Below are 15,752 nucleotides of genomic sequence, written 5' to 3'. Positions count from 1 at the left end.
CGGCGCTGACCCTGGGGTCAGCCAGGCGATCGCGGCATTCGGGCCGCGATCAGGCCGCGGCTTCAGCGACGGGCAATCACCCAGACAGCATGGATGATACCCGGAATGTAACCCAGCAGCGTCAGCAGGATGTTGAGCCAGAAGGCGCCGCCGAAGCCGACCTGGAGGAAGACGCCCACGGGCGGCAGGATGATGGCGAAGATAAGGCGGATGAGGTCCATTTCAGGCTCCAGTAGCGGGCAGGCAAGAAGATGCCTCTAAGACTGGCAGGGCCTGAATCAGGTTCCGGCAGGCAATAAAAAACCCCGCCGAAGCGGGGTTTCGCAGACTTGACCCGACATCCTTGTCGGGCCGCCAATCCTTGGCCATCTATTCCCTGTAAGTCTCTGCCCGACATCCTTGCCGGGGGGCCATCCTGGCCACATTTCCTTGAAATCATCTGGAGCGCTGGGTACATCCTGTACCGCGATCCGATGGGTGTAGATTACGCAGTCAACCGGGTCTGGGCGATGGCTTATCACGGCGACGTCGCGTAAGCCAAAGCTTACACGACATGGCTTTTTACCTTGTCGGTCAACAGTTTAGAAAGCCTCCTCGGCCAGGGCGTAGAGCGGCTGGGCGCCGCTGCGCACGGCAGCCGCCAGGCTCAGGGTGCGTGGCAGCAGGCGAGCGAAATAGAAGCGCGCGGTGGCCAGCTTAGCCTCGGCGAAGGTCGCCTCCTGATCCGCCGCGGCGGCCGCCGCACGCGCCCAGAGGTAGCCATAGGCGACATAGCCGAACAGGTGCAGGTAGTCCACCGAGGCCGCCCCCAGCTCATGGGGATCGCTGGCGCCGGCCCGCAGCAACCATTCGGTCGCGCCGTCCAGCTGATCCAGGGCCTGGCGCAGGGGTGCGGCGAATTCGCTGTCCGCGGGCAGACCGCCCAGATAGCCATGGACCTCTTCGCTGAAGGGCCGGTAGAGGGCTCCGCGGCTGCCGGCCAACTTGCGGCCGACCAGGTCGAGGGCCTGGATGCCATTGGTGCCTTCGTAGATCTGGGTGATGCGCACGTCGCGTACCAGCTGCTCCTGGCCCCATTCGCGGATGTAGCCATGGCCGCCGAACACCTGCTGACCGGCGACGCAGAGTTCCAGGCCGAGATCGGTCAGGAAGCCCTTGGCCACCGGGGTGAGCAGCGCCACCAGGGCTTCGGCGCGCTCGCGCTCGATGGGCTCGGGGCTGTACTTGGCGGTGTCGAGTTGCAGGGCGACATAGCTAGAGAACAGCCGGCCGCCTTCGTTCAGGGCCTTCATGGTCAGCAGCATGCGCCGCACATCGGGATGGACGATGATGGGATCGGCGCTCTTGGCGGCCTGCTGGATGCCGCCCGGCGAACGACTCTGCAGGCGCTCGCGGGCATAGGCCAGGGCATTCTGGTAGGAGCGCTCGCTCGAACCCAGGCCCTGTATGCCGACGCCCAGGCGCTCGTAGTTCATCATGGTGAACATGGCGGCCAGACCCTTGTTGACCTCGCCCACCAGATAGCCCACCGCGCCATCGAAGTTCATCACGCAGGTGGCGGCGCCCTTGATGCCCATCTTGTGCTCCAGGGAGCCGCAGGCCACGGCGTTGCGCGCGCCCAGGGCCCCCGCTTCGTCTACCAGGATCTTAGGCACCAGGAAGAGCGAGATGCCCCGGGAGCCGGCCGGAGCGTCGGGCAGCTTGGCCAGCACCAGATGGATGATGTTCTCGGTGAGGTCGTGCTCGCCGGCGGTGATGAAGATCTTGGTGCCGGTGACCCGGTAGCTGCCGTCGGCCTGGGGCTCGGCGCGGGTGCGGATCAGGCCCAGGTCGGTACCGGCATGGGGCTCGGTCAGGCACATGGAGCCGGCCCACTGGCCACTGTAGAGATTGGGCAGGTAGGCCTGCTTCAGTTCTGTGCTGCCATGGGCGTGCAGGGCCAGGCAGGCACCGGCGCTGAGCATCGGATAGAGACCGAAGGCCAGGCAGCTGGCGTGCATCATTTCCTCGACCTGGGCGGTGAGCACCTTGGGCATGCCCATGCCGCCGTATTCGGGATCACCACCGACACCGACCCAGCCGCCTTCGGCGAAGGCCTGGTAGGCCTGACGGAAGCCCTGGGGCGTGGTGACTTCGCCGTCTTGCCAGTGACAGCCTTCTTCATCGGAATTGCGATTGAGCGGCGCCAGTTCCTGGGCGCACAGCTTGCCGGCTTCTTCGAGGATGGCATCGGCGGTCTCGCCGTCCACCACTTCGGCCAGGGCAGGCCACTGACTCCAGCGGTCCTTGACCTTGAGGACGGCATCCAGCACGAAACGGATATCGCGAAGCGGCGGGGTGTAGTCGGCCATGTCGAGTCTCCTCGGAAGGTGTTCTTGTCGGTATGACTCGAGTGTAAGACCGAACCGGAAGGGAGACATAGGTTCATGATATGACCCCATGGTCAGCCGATCGGAGGTTTGCAATGGGTGGTTTTTTCGCGGCCGCTAAAAGGCGAAAACCCCGCCGTAGCAGGGTTTTCAGTGGAGCTGCAACGGCTTAGTAGCCGAGAGCGAAGTCTTCCTCGGCCAGGGCCATCAGGCTGCCGGCGCCGGCCAGCAGCGCTTCGGCATGGGCGCGGGTACGGGGCAACAGGCGCTCATAGTAGAAGCGCGCGGTGGCCAGCTTAGCCTGGTAGAAGGCGGCCTCGTCGGTACCGGCGGCCAGCTTCTCGGCGGCGACCCGCGCCATGTCGGCCCAGAAGTACGCCAGGCAGACATAGCCGGAGTACATCAGGTAGTCGACGGCGGCGGCGCCCACCTCTTCGCGATCCTTCATGGCGGCCATGCCGACCTTGAGGGTGATCTCGCCCCACTCCTTGTTCAGCTTGGCCAGCGGCTCGACGAAGGCCTTGAGCTCGGCATTCTCGGCATTGGCCTGGCAGAACTTGTGCACCACCTTGGTGAAGGCCTTGAGGGATTCACCCTGGGTCATCAATACCTTGCGACCCAGCAGATCGATGGCCTGGATACCGGTGGTGCCCTCGTAGAGCATAGCGATACGGGCATCGCGCAGGTTCTGCTCCATGCCCCACTCGGCGATGTAGCCGTGGCCACCATAGATCTGCACGCCGTGGCTCGCCGCCTCGAAACCCACCTCGGTCATGAAGGCCTTGGCGATGGGCGTGAGGAAGGCCATCTGGGTCTCGACCTGCTGCTTCTGCTCCTCGTCCTGGCTGTACTTGAGGATGTCCACCAGCTTGGCGGTGTAGTAGATCATCGCCCGGCTGCCTTCGGCGAAGGCCTTCATGGTCAGCAGCATGCGGCGCACGTCGGGGTGCACGATGATGGGGTCGGCGGGTTTCTCGGGCGCCTTGGGACCGGTCAGGGAACGCATCTGCAGCCGCTCGCGGGCGTACTTCAGACCGCCCTGGAAGGCCACCTCGGCATGGGCCAGGCCCTGCAGGGCGGTGCCGATGCGGGCGAAGTTCATGAAGGTGAACATGCAGTTCAGACCACGATTCGGCGGGCCGATCAGGAAGCCGGTGGCGCCGTCGAAGTTCATCACGCAGGTGGCGTTGCCGTGGATGCCCATCTTGTGTTCGAGGGAACCGCAGTGCACGGCGTTGCGCTCGCCGGCCGCGCCGCTGGCGTCGGGCAGGCGCTTGGGCACGATGAACAGCGAGATGCCCTTGGTGCCGGCGGGGGCATCGGGCAGGCGAGCCAGCACGATATGGACGATGTTCTCGGCCATGTCGTGTTCGCCGGCGGAGATGAAGATCTTGGTGCCGGTGATGGCGTAGCTGCCGTCCGCACGCGGCTCGGCCTTGGTGCGCAGCATGCCCAGGTCGGAACCGCAGTGGGGTTCGGTCAGGCACATGGTGCCGGTCCATTCACCGGTCACCAGCTTTTCCAGGTAGGTGTGCTTCTGCTCGTCGGTGCCGTGCTGTTCCAGGGTGTTCATGGCACCGTGGGACAGGCCGGGGTACATGCCCCAGGACCAGTTGGCCTGACCGACCATTTCCGAGAGGGAAATGCCGAGGGACTCGGGCAGGCCCTGACCGCCGTGGGCCGGGTTGTGCGCCAGGCTCGGCCAACCGCCCTCGACGAACTGGGCATAGGCTTCCTTGAAGCCATCCGGGGTCTTCACCCCTTCTTCGCTCCAGGTGCAGCCCTGCTGGTCGCCGATGCGATTGAGCGGCGCCAGGACCTGTTCGCAGAACTTGGCACCTTCCTCGAGGATGGCGGAGACCATGTCGGGAGTGGCATCGCCGCAACCGGGCAGGCTCTGGTAGTGCGCGTCATAGCCCAGGAGTTCGTCGCGAACGAAGCGGATGTCCCGCAGGGGGGCTTTGTAATCGGGCATGACTGTGACCTCTTTGCGAATGCTTGTTGTCGAGGGTGGCGGCAGCGTCGCTGCGGACCTTCCGCCAGGGCGTTTAAACAGTCGTTTGAAACTAATGTTTCAGGCCTGGCCTTGTCAAGCGCGGCGAGAACGAGCGGAGCGACCGGTCAGTCCGCCACGGCCAGGGCTTCGCGCACGGACGCCGCTGTCGCCGGACGCACCAGCCGCGCCAGTTCCTGGCCGTCCTTGAACACGATCAGCGTGGGCCAGAGCTTGACGCGAAAGGAGCGCCCCAGGCGGCGGCCGGAGCCGTCCTCGATCTTGAGATGGCGCACGCCGGGGTAGTCCGCCAGCGCCATGGCCAGCAGCGGCTGGGCGGCACGACAGTGGCCGCACCAGGGTGCGCCGAACTCCAGCAGGGTGACACCCGGCAGGGCCTCGACATCGGTGCGGGCGGGCTCCTTTTCCGCATAGGTGGTCGTCATGGTCATGGCTGGGCTCCTGAAGTCGGTTCCAACGGTGGACAAGTCGCTGGCGGGACTGCTCGGTCACGGCAAAAGGATTAGGGTCGATCCTGCGGTACGCCCCGATTTCATGACAATAAAACAAGGCGCTCCATTTCTGCCTCCGTCTCCGCCCTTTCCCGAGGCCCGCCATGAGCCAGACAGCGACTTCCGTTTCACCCGCCACCCTGCGCAAGGTCATCTCCGCCGCGTCCATCGGCAACTTCGTCGAATGGTTCGATTTCGCCCTCTACGGCTTTCTCGCCACCCTGCTCGCGGCGCACTTCTTTCCCAGTGGCGATGCCACCGCCGGCCTGCTCAAGACCTTTGCCGTCTTCGCCGTGGCCTTCGCCTTCCGGCCGCTGGGCGGCATCGTCTTCGGTCTGCTGGGCGACCGCATCGGCCGCAAGCGCACCCTGGCGCTGACCATCCTGATCATGGCCGGCGCCACCGCCCTGATCGGCCTCCTGCCCAGCTACGCCACCATCGGCATCTGGGCACCGATCCTGCTGACGCTGATCCGCTGCGCCCAGGGCTTTTCCGCCGGCGGCGAATACGCCGGGGCCTGCGCCTACGTGATGGAGCATTCGCCGCGCGATCGGCGCGGGCGCTATGGCAGCTTCGTACCGGTCTCGACCTTTCTTGCCTTCGCCAGCGCAGCCCTGACCGCCTGGGGCCTGGAGCGGCTGCTGGGTGCCACGGCCATGGCCGACTGGGGCTGGCGCATCCCCTTCCTGGCCGCCGCGCCGCTGGGCCTGATCGGCCTCTACCTGCGCCTGAAGCTGGACGAGACACCGGCCTTCCAGGCACTGGAAGCCGACCATGAGGTCAGCCATTCGCCGCTAGGGGAGACGCTCAGGCTGCAGGGTCGCTCCATCCTGCGCCTGGGTGCCTTCATCTCGCTGACGGCGCTGTCCTTCTATATGTTCACCACCTACTTCTCCACCTACCTGCAACTGGCCGGCGGCTTCGACCGGGCCGCGGCCTTGGCCATCAGCCTGATCACCCTGTTCGCCGCGGCGGCCGCCTGCCCGGTGCTGGGGCGCGTCACCGACCGCATCGGTCGGCGCATGACCACGGTGCTGGCCAGCCTGGTCCTGGCGGTAGGCGTCTATCCGGCGCTGCTGCTGGCCAGCAGTGGGCAGTTCGGCAGCGCCCTGCTGGGCAGTCTGCTGCTGGGCGCCGGGGCGGTGCTGTGCAACGTGGTGACGGCGCCGCTGCTCAGTGAGATCTTCCCCACCCGCACCCGCTACACCGCGGGCGCCATCACCTACAACCTGGCCTACACCATTTTCGGCGGCACCGCGCCGCTGATGGCGACTTGGCTGATCGGCGCCACTGGCAGCAACCTCTCGCCGGCGCTCTACCTGATCCTGGTCGCCCTGCTCGGTCTGGTCGGTGGCCTGAGCCTGCCCGAGACGTCGCGCATCGATCTGGACGAGGTCAGCGAAGGCGGGGAGCCCCGCTACCAGACGATCCGCAGCTAGACCGCTCATCCCTTGACCGGCACTTCCTCCGGGCCAGCCTGCCGATAGGCAAAAGGCCCGGAGTTTCCGCCATGCCCGCCGTTCACGATCTGCAACGCTTCCTCGACGCCCAGGCAGACACCTATGCCACCGCCCTGGCGGAGATCCGCGCCGGCCGCAAGCGCAGCCACTGGATGTGGTTCATCTTTCCGCAGATCCAGGGACTCGGGCGCAGCGAGACCGCCCGCCACTACGCCATCGCCTCCCGCGACGAGGCCAATGCCTATCTGACGCATCCGCTGCTGGGGCCACGCCTGCGGGAGATCACCGCGGCGGCGCTGGAACATCCTGAGCTGTCCGCCACCGCGCTGTTCGGGCAGCCGGACGATCTCAAGTTCCACTCCAGCCTCACCCTCTTCGCTGCCGTGGCCGAAGACCCCGAACCCTTTCGCCAGGCGCTCAAGACCTTTTTCGCCGGTCAACCGGACGAAGCCACCCTGACGCGACTCTGCTAGCGCCAGAGTGCTGGCAGCGCGCCCTCACGCCCGGTCACCGGATCGCTCGCCGGCAAGGGCACCCCGGCGATCAATCCGACCGAGCGGGCATGGGCGGCTGGATCGGCGCGCTGGGTGATGAAGTCCTGCTGATCCGGCGGATAGGCGCCTACCACCAGGAAGTCCGCGCTGGACTCCAGGTTGCGGTGTCCGGTACCCGCTGGCAGCACTACCACGTCGCCTGCGGTCACCTGCACATCCTGCCCCTGTTCGCCGCCGAGACGCAGCTTGGCCCGGCCCCTGGCCACGCCCAGCACCTCATGGGCATTGGGGTGATAGTGGTGGTAGCGGTAGACACCATAGCGCCATTGCGGCGGCCAGCCATAGGTAACGAACAGCTCTTCCAGCGCCGCGGCACGGTCAGCGCCCTCCAGCGGCACCTGGCGATAGAGCAGCACGGGCAGGCGGCTGTTGGGGATGACGCCATCATCGGCGAAGCGCAGTCGTTCGGGCTGACCGGCACCCACCGGCGCGGCCAGGGCCAAGGCGGCGGGGGCGAGGCCCAGTACCAGGGAGAGGATGGACAGAGGCGGACGACGTGGCATGCTGGACTCCCTCAGGGCTTTGCCAATGGAGGCCCGCCTGCCGCCTGGGTTCAGCGTCCGCGACGAGGGGTCAGGCCAGCCATTCCCGCAGCAGCGCCGTGGTCCGCTCTGGCAACTCCAGTGGCGGCAGGTGGCCGCAGTCATCCAGCACCACCAGGCGCGAGTCCTGGATACCGGCGTGCATGAGCTCGGCTTCGGCCTGCGGAGTGAGCAGGTCCTGGGCGCCGACCACGATCAGGGTCGGTATGCGGATCTGCGCCAGGGTCGGCCGCGAGTCGGGGCGATCGATGATCGACTGCTGCTGGCGCAGGAAGGCCTCCTTGCCCACCGCCTTGCCCATGGCCAACACGGTATCGGCCACCGGCGTGCCCAGGCGCGAGGCGTGGATCAGCCGCGGCAGCAGTTGCGGACTGATACCGAGGAAACGCCCGCGCTCGGCCAGTTCGAGCATGGCGCGGCGCTGGGCGGCGCGCTCGGGGGCGTCCGGGCTGGCCATGGTGTCGAACAGCGCCAGTCGCGCCACCCGCTCGGGCGCCTGGCGCAGGATCTCGAAGGCCACGTAGCCGCCCATGGACAGCGCGCCCAGGGTGAAGCACGGCGGCGCCTCGGCCAGCACCCGGCGCGCCAGGGCGGCGATGCCCAGATCGCGGGTGAGGTCGGGAATGAGTACCGGACAGACGTCGGCCAGGTCGGCGGCCTGGGTGGCCCAGAGACGGCTGTCGCAGAGCAGGCCGGGAAGCAGGATCAGCGGAAGGGAGTCGGTAGCGGTCATCACTGTAGAGTCTGTTCAAAGTCTGCTGCGCGTTGGCCAAACCGCGTTGAAAAGGGCTTCGGAATGCGCATTTACCCTATGTAAACTTCGCTTCCTCGGCCCTTTTCGCCTTGTTTGTCTCTAGCTCGCGAGCCATTGAATAGACTCTTAAGACTTGAGAGACACTGCGGAAAACGCGCAGTGTAGCGCGGATCACCAGCGAACCCGGCGGGCTTCGCGGGTTCCAAGGGACATTGCCAAGGATCCGGAAACATCCATGCGTACTGAAGGCTTCTTCGATTGGCTCGGCGCGGCGCTGGGCCAAGTCATCCGTTTCATCATCGACCTGTTCGGCTCGGTCCTGGGCGGCATCGCCGATGCCGTCCATGACTTCCTCCATGGCATGGCGCGCTCCATCGGCATGGACGACTCCTATATCAGTTTCGTGGTCCTGGCCGTCGGCCTGCTGCTGCTCTACGCCGCGGTGCGTGCCTTCATGGCCCGCTCGATAGTGGGCGGCGTCATCTGGCTGATCCTGGGCCTGATGGTGATGGGCTGGCTGATTCGCGGCTGACTGGTCGCCAGGCCCGCTGCCTGGCACAGTAGGGATCTCGATCGGCACGGACGCCGCCATGACTCTAGCTTTTTCCCATACCCTGAAGCGCCAGTGGCAACGCCTGCGGCCGGGTACCAGTTGTGCCCTCTGCGCCCGTTGGCTACCTGCCGGATTGCCGCTGTGCGAAGGCTGCGACAGCGAACTCCCCTGGCTCGGCCCTCATTGCCGGTGCTGCGCTCTGCCACTGTCGGTGAACGGCCTGCTGTGCGGCAGCTGCCTGGCCAGACCGCCGGCCTTCGACCAGGTGCTGACACCCTGGCGCTATGCCTTTCCGGTCGACACCCTGATCAACAGATTCAAGCACCGTGACCAGGGCAGTCTCGGTCGTCTGGCCGGGGCGCTGCTGGCGCGGCATCTACAGCATCTGTTCGACGAAGGCCAGCCACGCCCGGCGCTGTTGCTGCCGGTACCTCTTTCTCCACTGCGCCTGCGTCAGCGCGGCTTCAACCAGGCCGCCCTGTTGGCCGGCTGGCTCGGCAAGGCCCTACACCTGCCGGTCGAGGTCGAGCTGCTGCAGCGGGTTCAGGAGCACCACAGCCAGCAAGGGCTGAGCGCCAGCGAGCGGCGGCGCAATCTCAAGCAGGCCTTCGCCCTGGTGAAGGACGCCGCACTGGAGGGTCGTCATGTGGCACTGGTAGATGACGTCCTGACCACGGGCGCGACCGCCGACAGCCTGGCGCTGCTGCTCAAACGCGCCGGCACCCATCGGGTCGACGTCTATTGCCTGGCGCGAACGCCACCGCCCGGTGACTAGCGGCTGTCACCAAAACGTCATTTAGTCTGACTAGCCTCGCCTGCACACCGTGAGGGAGCCATCCGCATGCACAACGACCAGACCGATCTCGAACGCCTCGTCCAGCTGAGCCGTCGACGCTTCATTGGCGCTGGCGCCCTGGCGGGTGCCGCCCTGTTTCTCGGTGGTGGCCTGCTCGGGCGTAGCGCCCTGGCCGACGCCGTAGGCGAGGCTACGGGCAATCCCCTGATCGGCTTCGCCAACATCCCGGCTTCCACCGCCGACACCCTGGTGGTGCCGCCCGGCTATCGCGCCAGCGTGCTCATCAGCTGGGGCCAGCCGCTGCACGCCGACGGCCCGGCCTTCCGTCCCGATGGCAGCCCCAGCGCCGCCGACCAGGCCGTGCAATTCGGCGACAACAACGATGGCATGGCCTTCTTCCCCTTCCCGGACGATCCGGAGCGGGCGCTGATGGCGATCAACAACGAATACACCAACTATCGCTACCTGCTCAGCCACGGCACGCCGCCCAAGTCGCTGGAAGACACTCGCAAGGCCCAGGCCGCCGAGGGCGTCTCGGTGATCGAAGTACGGCGCCGGGACGGCCAATGGCACTTCATCCAGGGCTCGCCCTACAACCGCCGGGTGCATGGCAACACGCCCATCGCCGTCAGTGGTCCGGCCGCCGGCCACGAGCTGCTCAAGACGGCCGCCGACCCGGCCGGACGCGAGGTGCTGGGCACCTTCCAGAACTGCTCCAGCGGCGCCACGCCCTGGCACACCTACCTGACCTGCGAAGAGAATTTCACCGACGTCTTTGGCAGCCGCGACGCCAATCTGAAATTCAACGCCGCCCAGAAGCGCTACAGCGTCAAGCACGCCAGCGTGGAGAACGACTGGCACCTGCACGACGACCGTTTCGACCTGGCGCAAAATCCCAACGAACTCAACCGCCACGGCTGGATCACCGAGATCGATCCCTTCGATCCCGAGCGCAAGCCGGTCAAACGTACCGCCCTGGGTCGCTTCAAGCACGAGAACGCCGCCCTCACCCGCACCCGCGACGGCCGCGTGGTGGTCTACATGGGCGACGACGAACGCGGCGAATTCATCTACAAGTTCGTCAGCCGCGATCGCCTGCAGGACGATCCCAAGGCCAATCGCGACCTGCTCGACCAGGGCACTCTCTATGTCGCCCGCTTCGACGACGGCGACCGCGACCCGAACCGGCCCAAGGGCCGTGGCCAATGGCTGCCGCTGGTGCACGGCGAGAATGGCCTCATTGCCGCCAACGGCTTCGCCAGCCAGGCCGAGGTCCTCATCCATGCCCGCCAGGCCGGCAGCCAGGTCGGCGCCACGCGCATGGACAGGCCTGAGTGGATTGCCGTGAGTCCCAAGGATGGCCAGGTCTACTGCACCCTGACCAACAACACCAAGCGTGGTGAAGACGGCATGCCGGTGGGTGGCCCCAACCCTCGCGCCAACAACCTCTACGGCCAGATCGTGCGCTGGCGCGAGAGCGGCGACGATGCCGCGGCCCTGAGCTTCGACTGGGACCTCTTTGTCATCGCCGGCAACCCCAAGGTGCATCCGGGCATGCCGGAAGCGGGCTCCCGGCAGATCAATGCCGAGAACATGTTCAACAGTCCTGACGGTCTGGGTTTCGACGCCGCCGGCCGGCTGTGGGTGCTCACCGACGGCAAGTACAGCAACAAGGGCGACTACGAGGGCATGGGCAACAACCAGATGCTCTGCGCCGATCCGCGTAGCGGCGAGATGCGCCGCTTCCTGGTCGGCCCGGTCGGCTGCGAGGTCACCGGCCTGGCCTTCTCGCCGGACTACCGGACGATGTTCGTCGGCATCCAGCACCCCGGCGAGGAAGGCGGCTCTCAATTCCCGGAGCAACGACCGGATGGCCAGCCACGCTCCTCGGTGATGGTCATCACCCGGGAAGACGGCGGGGTGATCGGCGCCTGACCGGCGAGCAGATAGCACTCCGGCCTTCGCCAAGGGGCTCGGGCATGCGCTAGCATCTCCCGGATGCAGGGTGGCAATCGCCATCGTCCCCCGTGACCGAGGAGCGCGCCATGTCTCATCCGTTCGAAAATCTGAGTCCCGACCTCGTCATCGACGCCATCGAAAGCCTGGGCTATCTCAGCGATGCCCGGGTACTGGCCCTCAATAGTTACGAGAATCGCGTCTATCAGATCGGCATCGAAGCCGAGACCCCGCTGATCGCCAAGTTCTATCGCCCGGATCGCTGGACCGATGCGGCCATTCTGGAAGAACACGCCTTTTCCGCCGAACTGGTAGAACGCGAGGTGCCGGTGGTCGCGCCCTTGCAGCGTGACGGCCAGACGCTGTTCAGCCATGCCGGCTTCCGCTTCGCGCTCTTTCCCCGCCGCGGCGGTCGGGCGCCGGAGCCGGGCGATCTCAACCAGTTGCATCGCCTTGGCCAGTTGCTGGGTCGCCTGCATGCGGTAGGCGCCAGCCGACCGTTCCAGCACCGCGAGACGCTGGACGTCCAGGGCTACGGCCATGCCTCTCTGGATACGCTGCTCACCGGCAATTTCATCCCCAAGAGCCTGCTGCCGGCCTATGAGTCGGTGGCACGCGACCTGCTCCAGCGCCTCGACGAACTCTTCGAAAGCGTCAGCTACGACGTCATCCGCCTGCACGGCGACTGCCATCCGGGCAACCTGCTCTGCCGTGATGACGCCTACCATATCGTCGACCTCGACGACTGCCGCCACGGCCCGGCCATGCAGGATCTCTGGATGCTCCTGGCCGGCGATCGCCAGGAGCGGCTGACGCAGCTGTCCGAGCTGATGGACGGCTACGAGGAATTCCACGATTTCCAGCCGCGCGAGCTGGCCCTGATCGAGGGGCTGCGCACGCTGCGACTGATGCACTACAGCGCCTGGCTGGCGCGCCGCTGGGACGATCCGGCCTTTCCCAAGAGCTTTCCCTGGTTCGGCAGCGAACGCTACTGGGGCGACCAGATCCTTACCCTGCGCGAACAGCGCGCCGCCCTGGACGAGGCGCCGTTGCGGTTGTTCTAGCCTGGGTGCGACTCAGTGGAAAAGGGCGCCGTATTCCACGCTACAACTAACGACAGGGAGCACCACCCACTCCGACATCCCGCCGTCCCTTGAGCTATCCTGCCCGGACAAGAACGTTGCCTGCCTAAGGATCCCTCATGTCTGCCTTGCGCCAGGGTTACGCCCTGGGCCTCACCGCCTATGGGCTGTGGGGCTTGTTTCCGCTGTTCTTCAAACTGCTGGCGGCCCTGCCGGCGACCGAGATCCTGTTCCAGCGCATCCTCTGGTCCGCCCTGTTCAGTGCCCTGTTGCTGCTGGTCTGGCGTCATCGCGGCTGGTGGGCGGAGTTGCGCGCCCACCCACGACGGCTGCTCTGGCTGGCGGTGTCCGGTGCGCTGGTGGCCTGCAACTGGCTGGTCTACATCTGGGCGGTCAACAACGCCCATGTGGTCGAGGCCAGCCTGGGCTACTACATCAATCCCCTAGTCAACATCCTGCTCGCCCTGGTGATCCTCGGCGAGCGCCTGCGCCCGCTGCAATGGATCGCCGTGGGCCTGGCGGTGCTGGGCGTGGCCCAGCAACTGTGGACCCTGGGACAACTGCCCTGGGTCTCCCTGGCCCTGGCCCTGAGCTTCGCCTTCTATGGCCTGGTGCGACGGCAGACACCGGTGGCCGCCTTGCCGGGCATGGTGGTGGAGAGCTGGATGCTGGTGCCGATCGCCCTGGTCGCGCTGCCGCTGCTGACCCCGGGGGTGAGCCTGCAGGCCGAGACCTGGCGGTCCTCGCTGGGCCTGCTGATCGTGCTGGCCGGCCCGGTCACCCTGATCCCCCTGCTGTGCTTCAACGCCGCGGCGCGCAAGCTGCCCTATTCGACGCTGGGCTTTCTGCAGTACCTGGCACCGACCCTGGTGCTGATCCAGGCGGTCTGGCTCTACGACGAACCCTTCCCCCGCGAACGGCTGTTCGCCTTCATCTGCATCTGGACCGGCCTGGCCGTGTTCAGCTTCGATCTCTGGTGCGCCAGTCGCAAGCTGAAGGCCAGATAGCAGAACGCCCCTGGCAAGGGGCGTTCGTCATCGCAGCGGCGCCGATCAGGCTTCGCCAGCGGTCTGCATGCGCGCCAGTTCCTGGGCGTAGAGGGCGTCGAAATTCACCGGCTGCAGCATCAGCGCGGGGAAGGAGCCACGCACCACCATGTTGTCCAGCGCCTCACGGGCGTAGGGAAACAGGATGTTGGGGCAGAAGGCGCCCAGGGCATGGGCCATGGAAGCGGCGTCCAGGCCCTTGATCAGGAAGATGCCACCCTGCTGCACTTCGGCGATGAAGGCGGTCTCTTCGTTGTTCTTGACGGTCACGGTCAGGGTCAACACCACTTCGTGGAAGTCGTCGCCCAGGGTCTTCTGGCGGGTCGCCAGGTCGAGGTTGACGTTGGGCTGCCACTCCTGACGGAAGATCTCGGGGCTCTTGGGCGCCTCGAAGGACAGGTCGCGGATGTAGATGCGCTGAAGGGAGAACTGAGCGCCGTCTTCCTGGGCGCCATTGGCTTGGTCGGTCATGGTAGGGCCTTGAGTTGTGAGTGTTGGTCAGGCGGACAGCAGCGGATCGAGACGTCCGTTTCGGTCTAGGGCATAGAGGTCGTCGCAACCGCCGACGTGGGTGCTGCCGATCCAGATCTGCGGCACGCTGGTGCGGCCGGCCTTGCGGGCCATCTCGCTGCGCAGCGCCGGCTGACCATCGACGGAAACTTCCCGGTAGGCCACGTTCTTGCGATCGAGCAGGTGCTTGGCACGATGGCAATAGGGACACCAGGCACTGGTATAGATGACGACGTCAGACATGCGCGGTCTCCAGTGGCCGATGAGGCGGCCACGCTTGGGGTTCACTTCACCAGGGGCAGATTCTCTGCACGCCAGGTGGCGATGCCGCCGTTCAGTCGAGCGGCGGTGAAGCCGGCCTTCTGCAGATCGCCGCACACGGCACCGGCTTGCTGGCCGGCACTGTCCACCACGATAAGGGTCTTGGCCTTGTGCTTCTCCAGTAGAGACAGGCTGCTGGCGACTTTCTCCTGAGCGATGTTCAGCGCGCCGACGATATGCCCGGCGACGAAGTCCTTGCTCGGGCGGATGTCGAGGACCACGCCCTGCTCGCGGTTGAGCAGATTGGTGAGTTCAGCGGTGGACAGGCTGCGCCCGCCCCGACGGGTCTCGTTGAACAGCATCAGGGCGACGATGGCGAGGAAGGCGGCGACGAGAAGCGGATGATGGGTGGCGAATTCGACCAACCGACCGATAAATTCCATAATGAAAGAGCTATCCAAGGAGGGCTAAAAATGCTGGCCAGTATACACAGCCCCCCGATGGCGCCATACCCTCGGCGAGCCCGGGTTATCGACAGGTAACCAGCTCATCTCAAACTGCCTCCTTGGCGGTTTTCGTCGCCCTGCCTAGGCTTGGCTTCCCTTCATTTCCGAGGAATCCAGCCATGACCTCCATCGCCCTGCTCGGCGCCACCGGCAACGTCGGCAGCCGCCTGCTCGACGAAGCCCTCTCCCGCGACCACCAGGTCACCGCTCTGGTGCGGGATCCGGCGCGTCTGGCATCCCGCACCGGCCTGACCGTGGTCACCGGCGATGTCACCGATCCGCAGGCCGCCAAGGCCCTGGCCGGTCATGGGGTGCTGATCAGCAGCCTGAGATTCGCCGACCTCGCGCCGAGTGCCTTGATCGACTTCGCCCGTGCCACCGGTATCCCGCGCCTACTGATCGTCGGCGGCGCCGCCAGCCTGAGCCTGCCGGACGGCTCGCGGCTGTTCGATGCACCGGCCTTTCCCGCGGAATACCGTAACGAAGCCGGGGCTGGCATCGCCACCCTGGATGCCCTGCGCGCACTCAGCGACCTCGACTGGGTCTTTGTCAGTCCACAGATGGTCTTCGCGCCTGGCACGCGCACCGGCCGGTTCCGCCTGGGCGACGACGCCCTGCTGTTCGATGCGGCCGGGGACAGCCATATCTCCTATGAAGACTTCGCCATGGCCCTGCTGGACGAGGTCGAACGCCCCGTCCATCACCGCACCCGCTTCACCGTCGGCTACTGAAACGGAAATGCCCCCTCGTTCGCAGCCTGGCCGCCTGGTCGGGCTGTGAATGCTGAACGGCGTGCCTTGCCGTTTTTTTTGCCGGATGTGACGGGCATACTAGGCGCTTCGCCCTTGAAACGTACGA

At 66.1% G+C, this 15,752-nt stretch carries 17 protein-coding genes; 8 read left to right on the top strand and 9 right to left on the bottom strand.

Annotated elements, in window-relative coordinates:
• Window positions 1-62 precede the first annotated feature (62 nt).
• The 4 genes from RCF34_RS15250 to RCF34_RS15235 form a co-directional block, all read right to left on the bottom strand.
• On the bottom strand, window positions 63-221 hold the full coding sequence (locus tag RCF34_RS15250; protein ID WP_007159763.1) for a YqaE/Pmp3 family membrane protein: 159 nt from the start codon (window positions 219-221) through the stop codon (window positions 63-65).
• Window positions 222-581: 360 nt separating this feature from the next.
• Window positions 582-2,351 carry an acyl-CoA dehydrogenase C-terminal domain-containing protein gene (locus RCF34_RS15245; protein WP_308708901.1) on the bottom strand — a complete coding sequence of 590 codons (1,770 nt, stop codon included), beginning with the start codon at window positions 2,349-2,351 and terminating at the stop codon, window positions 582-584.
• A gap of 187 nt (window positions 2,352-2,538) precedes the next feature.
• Complete coding sequence (locus RCF34_RS15240; RefSeq protein ID WP_273862384.1) at window positions 2,539-4,344, bottom strand: phenylacyl-CoA dehydrogenase; 1,806 nt, start codon at window positions 4,342-4,344, stop codon at window positions 2,539-2,541.
• Window positions 4,345-4,490: 146 nt separating this feature from the next.
• Window positions 4,491-4,814 (bottom strand): thioredoxin family protein, encoded by a 324-nt coding sequence (locus RCF34_RS15235; RefSeq protein WP_308708900.1) that lies wholly within the window; start codon window positions 4,812-4,814, stop codon window positions 4,491-4,493.
• A gap of 164 nt (window positions 4,815-4,978) precedes the next feature.
• Here RCF34_RS15235 and RCF34_RS15230 point away from each other — a divergent pair, with 164 nt between their 5' ends.
• Together RCF34_RS15230 and RCF34_RS15225 are read left to right on the top strand one after the other, a co-directional pair.
• Entirely contained in the window at window positions 4,979-6,313 is a 1,335-nt protein-coding gene (locus RCF34_RS15230; protein WP_308708899.1) for an MFS transporter, read from the top strand.
• A gap of 71 nt (window positions 6,314-6,384) precedes the next feature.
• A complete protein-coding gene (locus RCF34_RS15225) occupies window positions 6,385-6,807 on the top strand; it encodes a DUF1810 domain-containing protein (protein ID WP_308708898.1) in 423 nt (140 codons plus the stop codon).
• On the opposite strand, the gene RCF34_RS15220 is transcribed toward RCF34_RS15225, so the two are convergent.
• Entirely contained in the window at window positions 6,804-7,391 is a 588-nt protein-coding gene (locus RCF34_RS15220) for a cupin domain-containing protein (RefSeq protein ID WP_308708897.1), read from the bottom strand. The genes RCF34_RS15225 and RCF34_RS15220 overlap by 4 nt on opposite strands.
• A gap of 70 nt (window positions 7,392-7,461) precedes the next feature.
• On the bottom strand, window positions 7,462-8,163 hold the full coding sequence (locus RCF34_RS15215) for an alpha/beta hydrolase (RefSeq protein WP_308708896.1): 702 nt from the start codon (window positions 8,161-8,163) through the stop codon (window positions 7,462-7,464).
• A 256-nt stretch (window positions 8,164-8,419) separates the two neighbouring features.
• Here RCF34_RS15215 and RCF34_RS15210 point away from each other — a divergent pair, with 256 nt between their 5' ends.
• The 5 genes from RCF34_RS15210 to rarD all read left to right on the top strand — a co-directional run bounded on the left by RCF34_RS15210 (window position 8,420) and on the right by rarD (window position 13,578).
• Window positions 8,420-8,716, top strand: a complete 297-nt coding sequence (locus tag RCF34_RS15210) for a hypothetical protein (RefSeq protein WP_059313282.1) — start codon at window positions 8,420-8,422, stop codon at window positions 8,714-8,716.
• Window positions 8,717-8,774: 58 nt separating this feature from the next.
• On the top strand, window positions 8,775-9,512 hold the full coding sequence (locus RCF34_RS15205; RefSeq protein WP_308708895.1) for a ComF family protein: 738 nt from the start codon (window positions 8,775-8,777) through the stop codon (window positions 9,510-9,512).
• Window positions 9,513-9,578: 66 nt separating this feature from the next.
• Entirely contained in the window at window positions 9,579-11,468 is a 1,890-nt protein-coding gene (locus RCF34_RS15200) for a PhoX family phosphatase (RefSeq protein ID WP_308708894.1), read from the top strand.
• A gap of 110 nt (window positions 11,469-11,578) precedes the next feature.
• Window positions 11,579-12,553, top strand: a complete 975-nt coding sequence (locus RCF34_RS15195; RefSeq protein ID WP_308708893.1) for a serine/threonine protein kinase — start codon at window positions 11,579-11,581, stop codon at window positions 12,551-12,553.
• Window positions 12,554-12,690: 137 nt separating this feature from the next.
• Complete coding sequence (gene rarD / locus RCF34_RS15190) at window positions 12,691-13,578, top strand: EamA family transporter RarD (protein WP_308708892.1); 888 nt, start codon at window positions 12,691-12,693, stop codon at window positions 13,576-13,578.
• Between the two features lie 45 nt (window positions 13,579-13,623).
• Here the strand turns inward: rarD and secB are convergent, their stop codons facing one another.
• Genes secB through RCF34_RS15175 form a run of 3 tightly spaced genes read right to left on the bottom strand, consistent with a single transcriptional unit; the run spans window position 13,624 to window position 14,831 of the window.
• Window positions 13,624-14,088, bottom strand: coding sequence for a protein-export chaperone SecB (gene secB, locus RCF34_RS15185; RefSeq protein WP_059313278.1), 465 nt, complete (start codon window positions 14,086-14,088; stop codon window positions 13,624-13,626).
• A gap of 27 nt (window positions 14,089-14,115) precedes the next feature.
• Window positions 14,116-14,370 carry a glutaredoxin 3 gene (gene grxC, locus RCF34_RS15180; protein ID WP_308708891.1) on the bottom strand — a complete coding sequence of 85 codons (255 nt, stop codon included), beginning with the start codon at window positions 14,368-14,370 and terminating at the stop codon, window positions 14,116-14,118.
• 41 nt (window positions 14,371-14,411) lie between these two features.
• Entirely contained in the window at window positions 14,412-14,831 is a 420-nt protein-coding gene (locus tag RCF34_RS15175) for a rhodanese-like domain-containing protein (protein WP_308708890.1), read from the bottom strand.
• 182 nt (window positions 14,832-15,013) lie between these two features.
• On the opposite strand from RCF34_RS15175, the gene RCF34_RS15170 reads away from it, so the two are divergent.
• Window positions 15,014-15,625 carry an NAD(P)-dependent oxidoreductase gene (locus tag RCF34_RS15170; RefSeq protein ID WP_308708889.1) on the top strand — a complete coding sequence of 204 codons (612 nt, stop codon included), beginning with the start codon at window positions 15,014-15,016 and terminating at the stop codon, window positions 15,623-15,625.
• Window positions 15,626-15,752: the final 127 nt, after the last annotated feature.

Source organism: Pseudomonas sp. 102515 (genome assembly GCF_031085165.1).
In the GTDB taxonomy this organism is placed as follows: domain Bacteria; phylum Pseudomonadota; class Gammaproteobacteria; order Pseudomonadales; family Pseudomonadaceae; genus Chryseomonas.
Note: the sequence above shows the minus strand (reverse complement) of the source record. Positions and strands in the feature narration are given on the sequence as shown.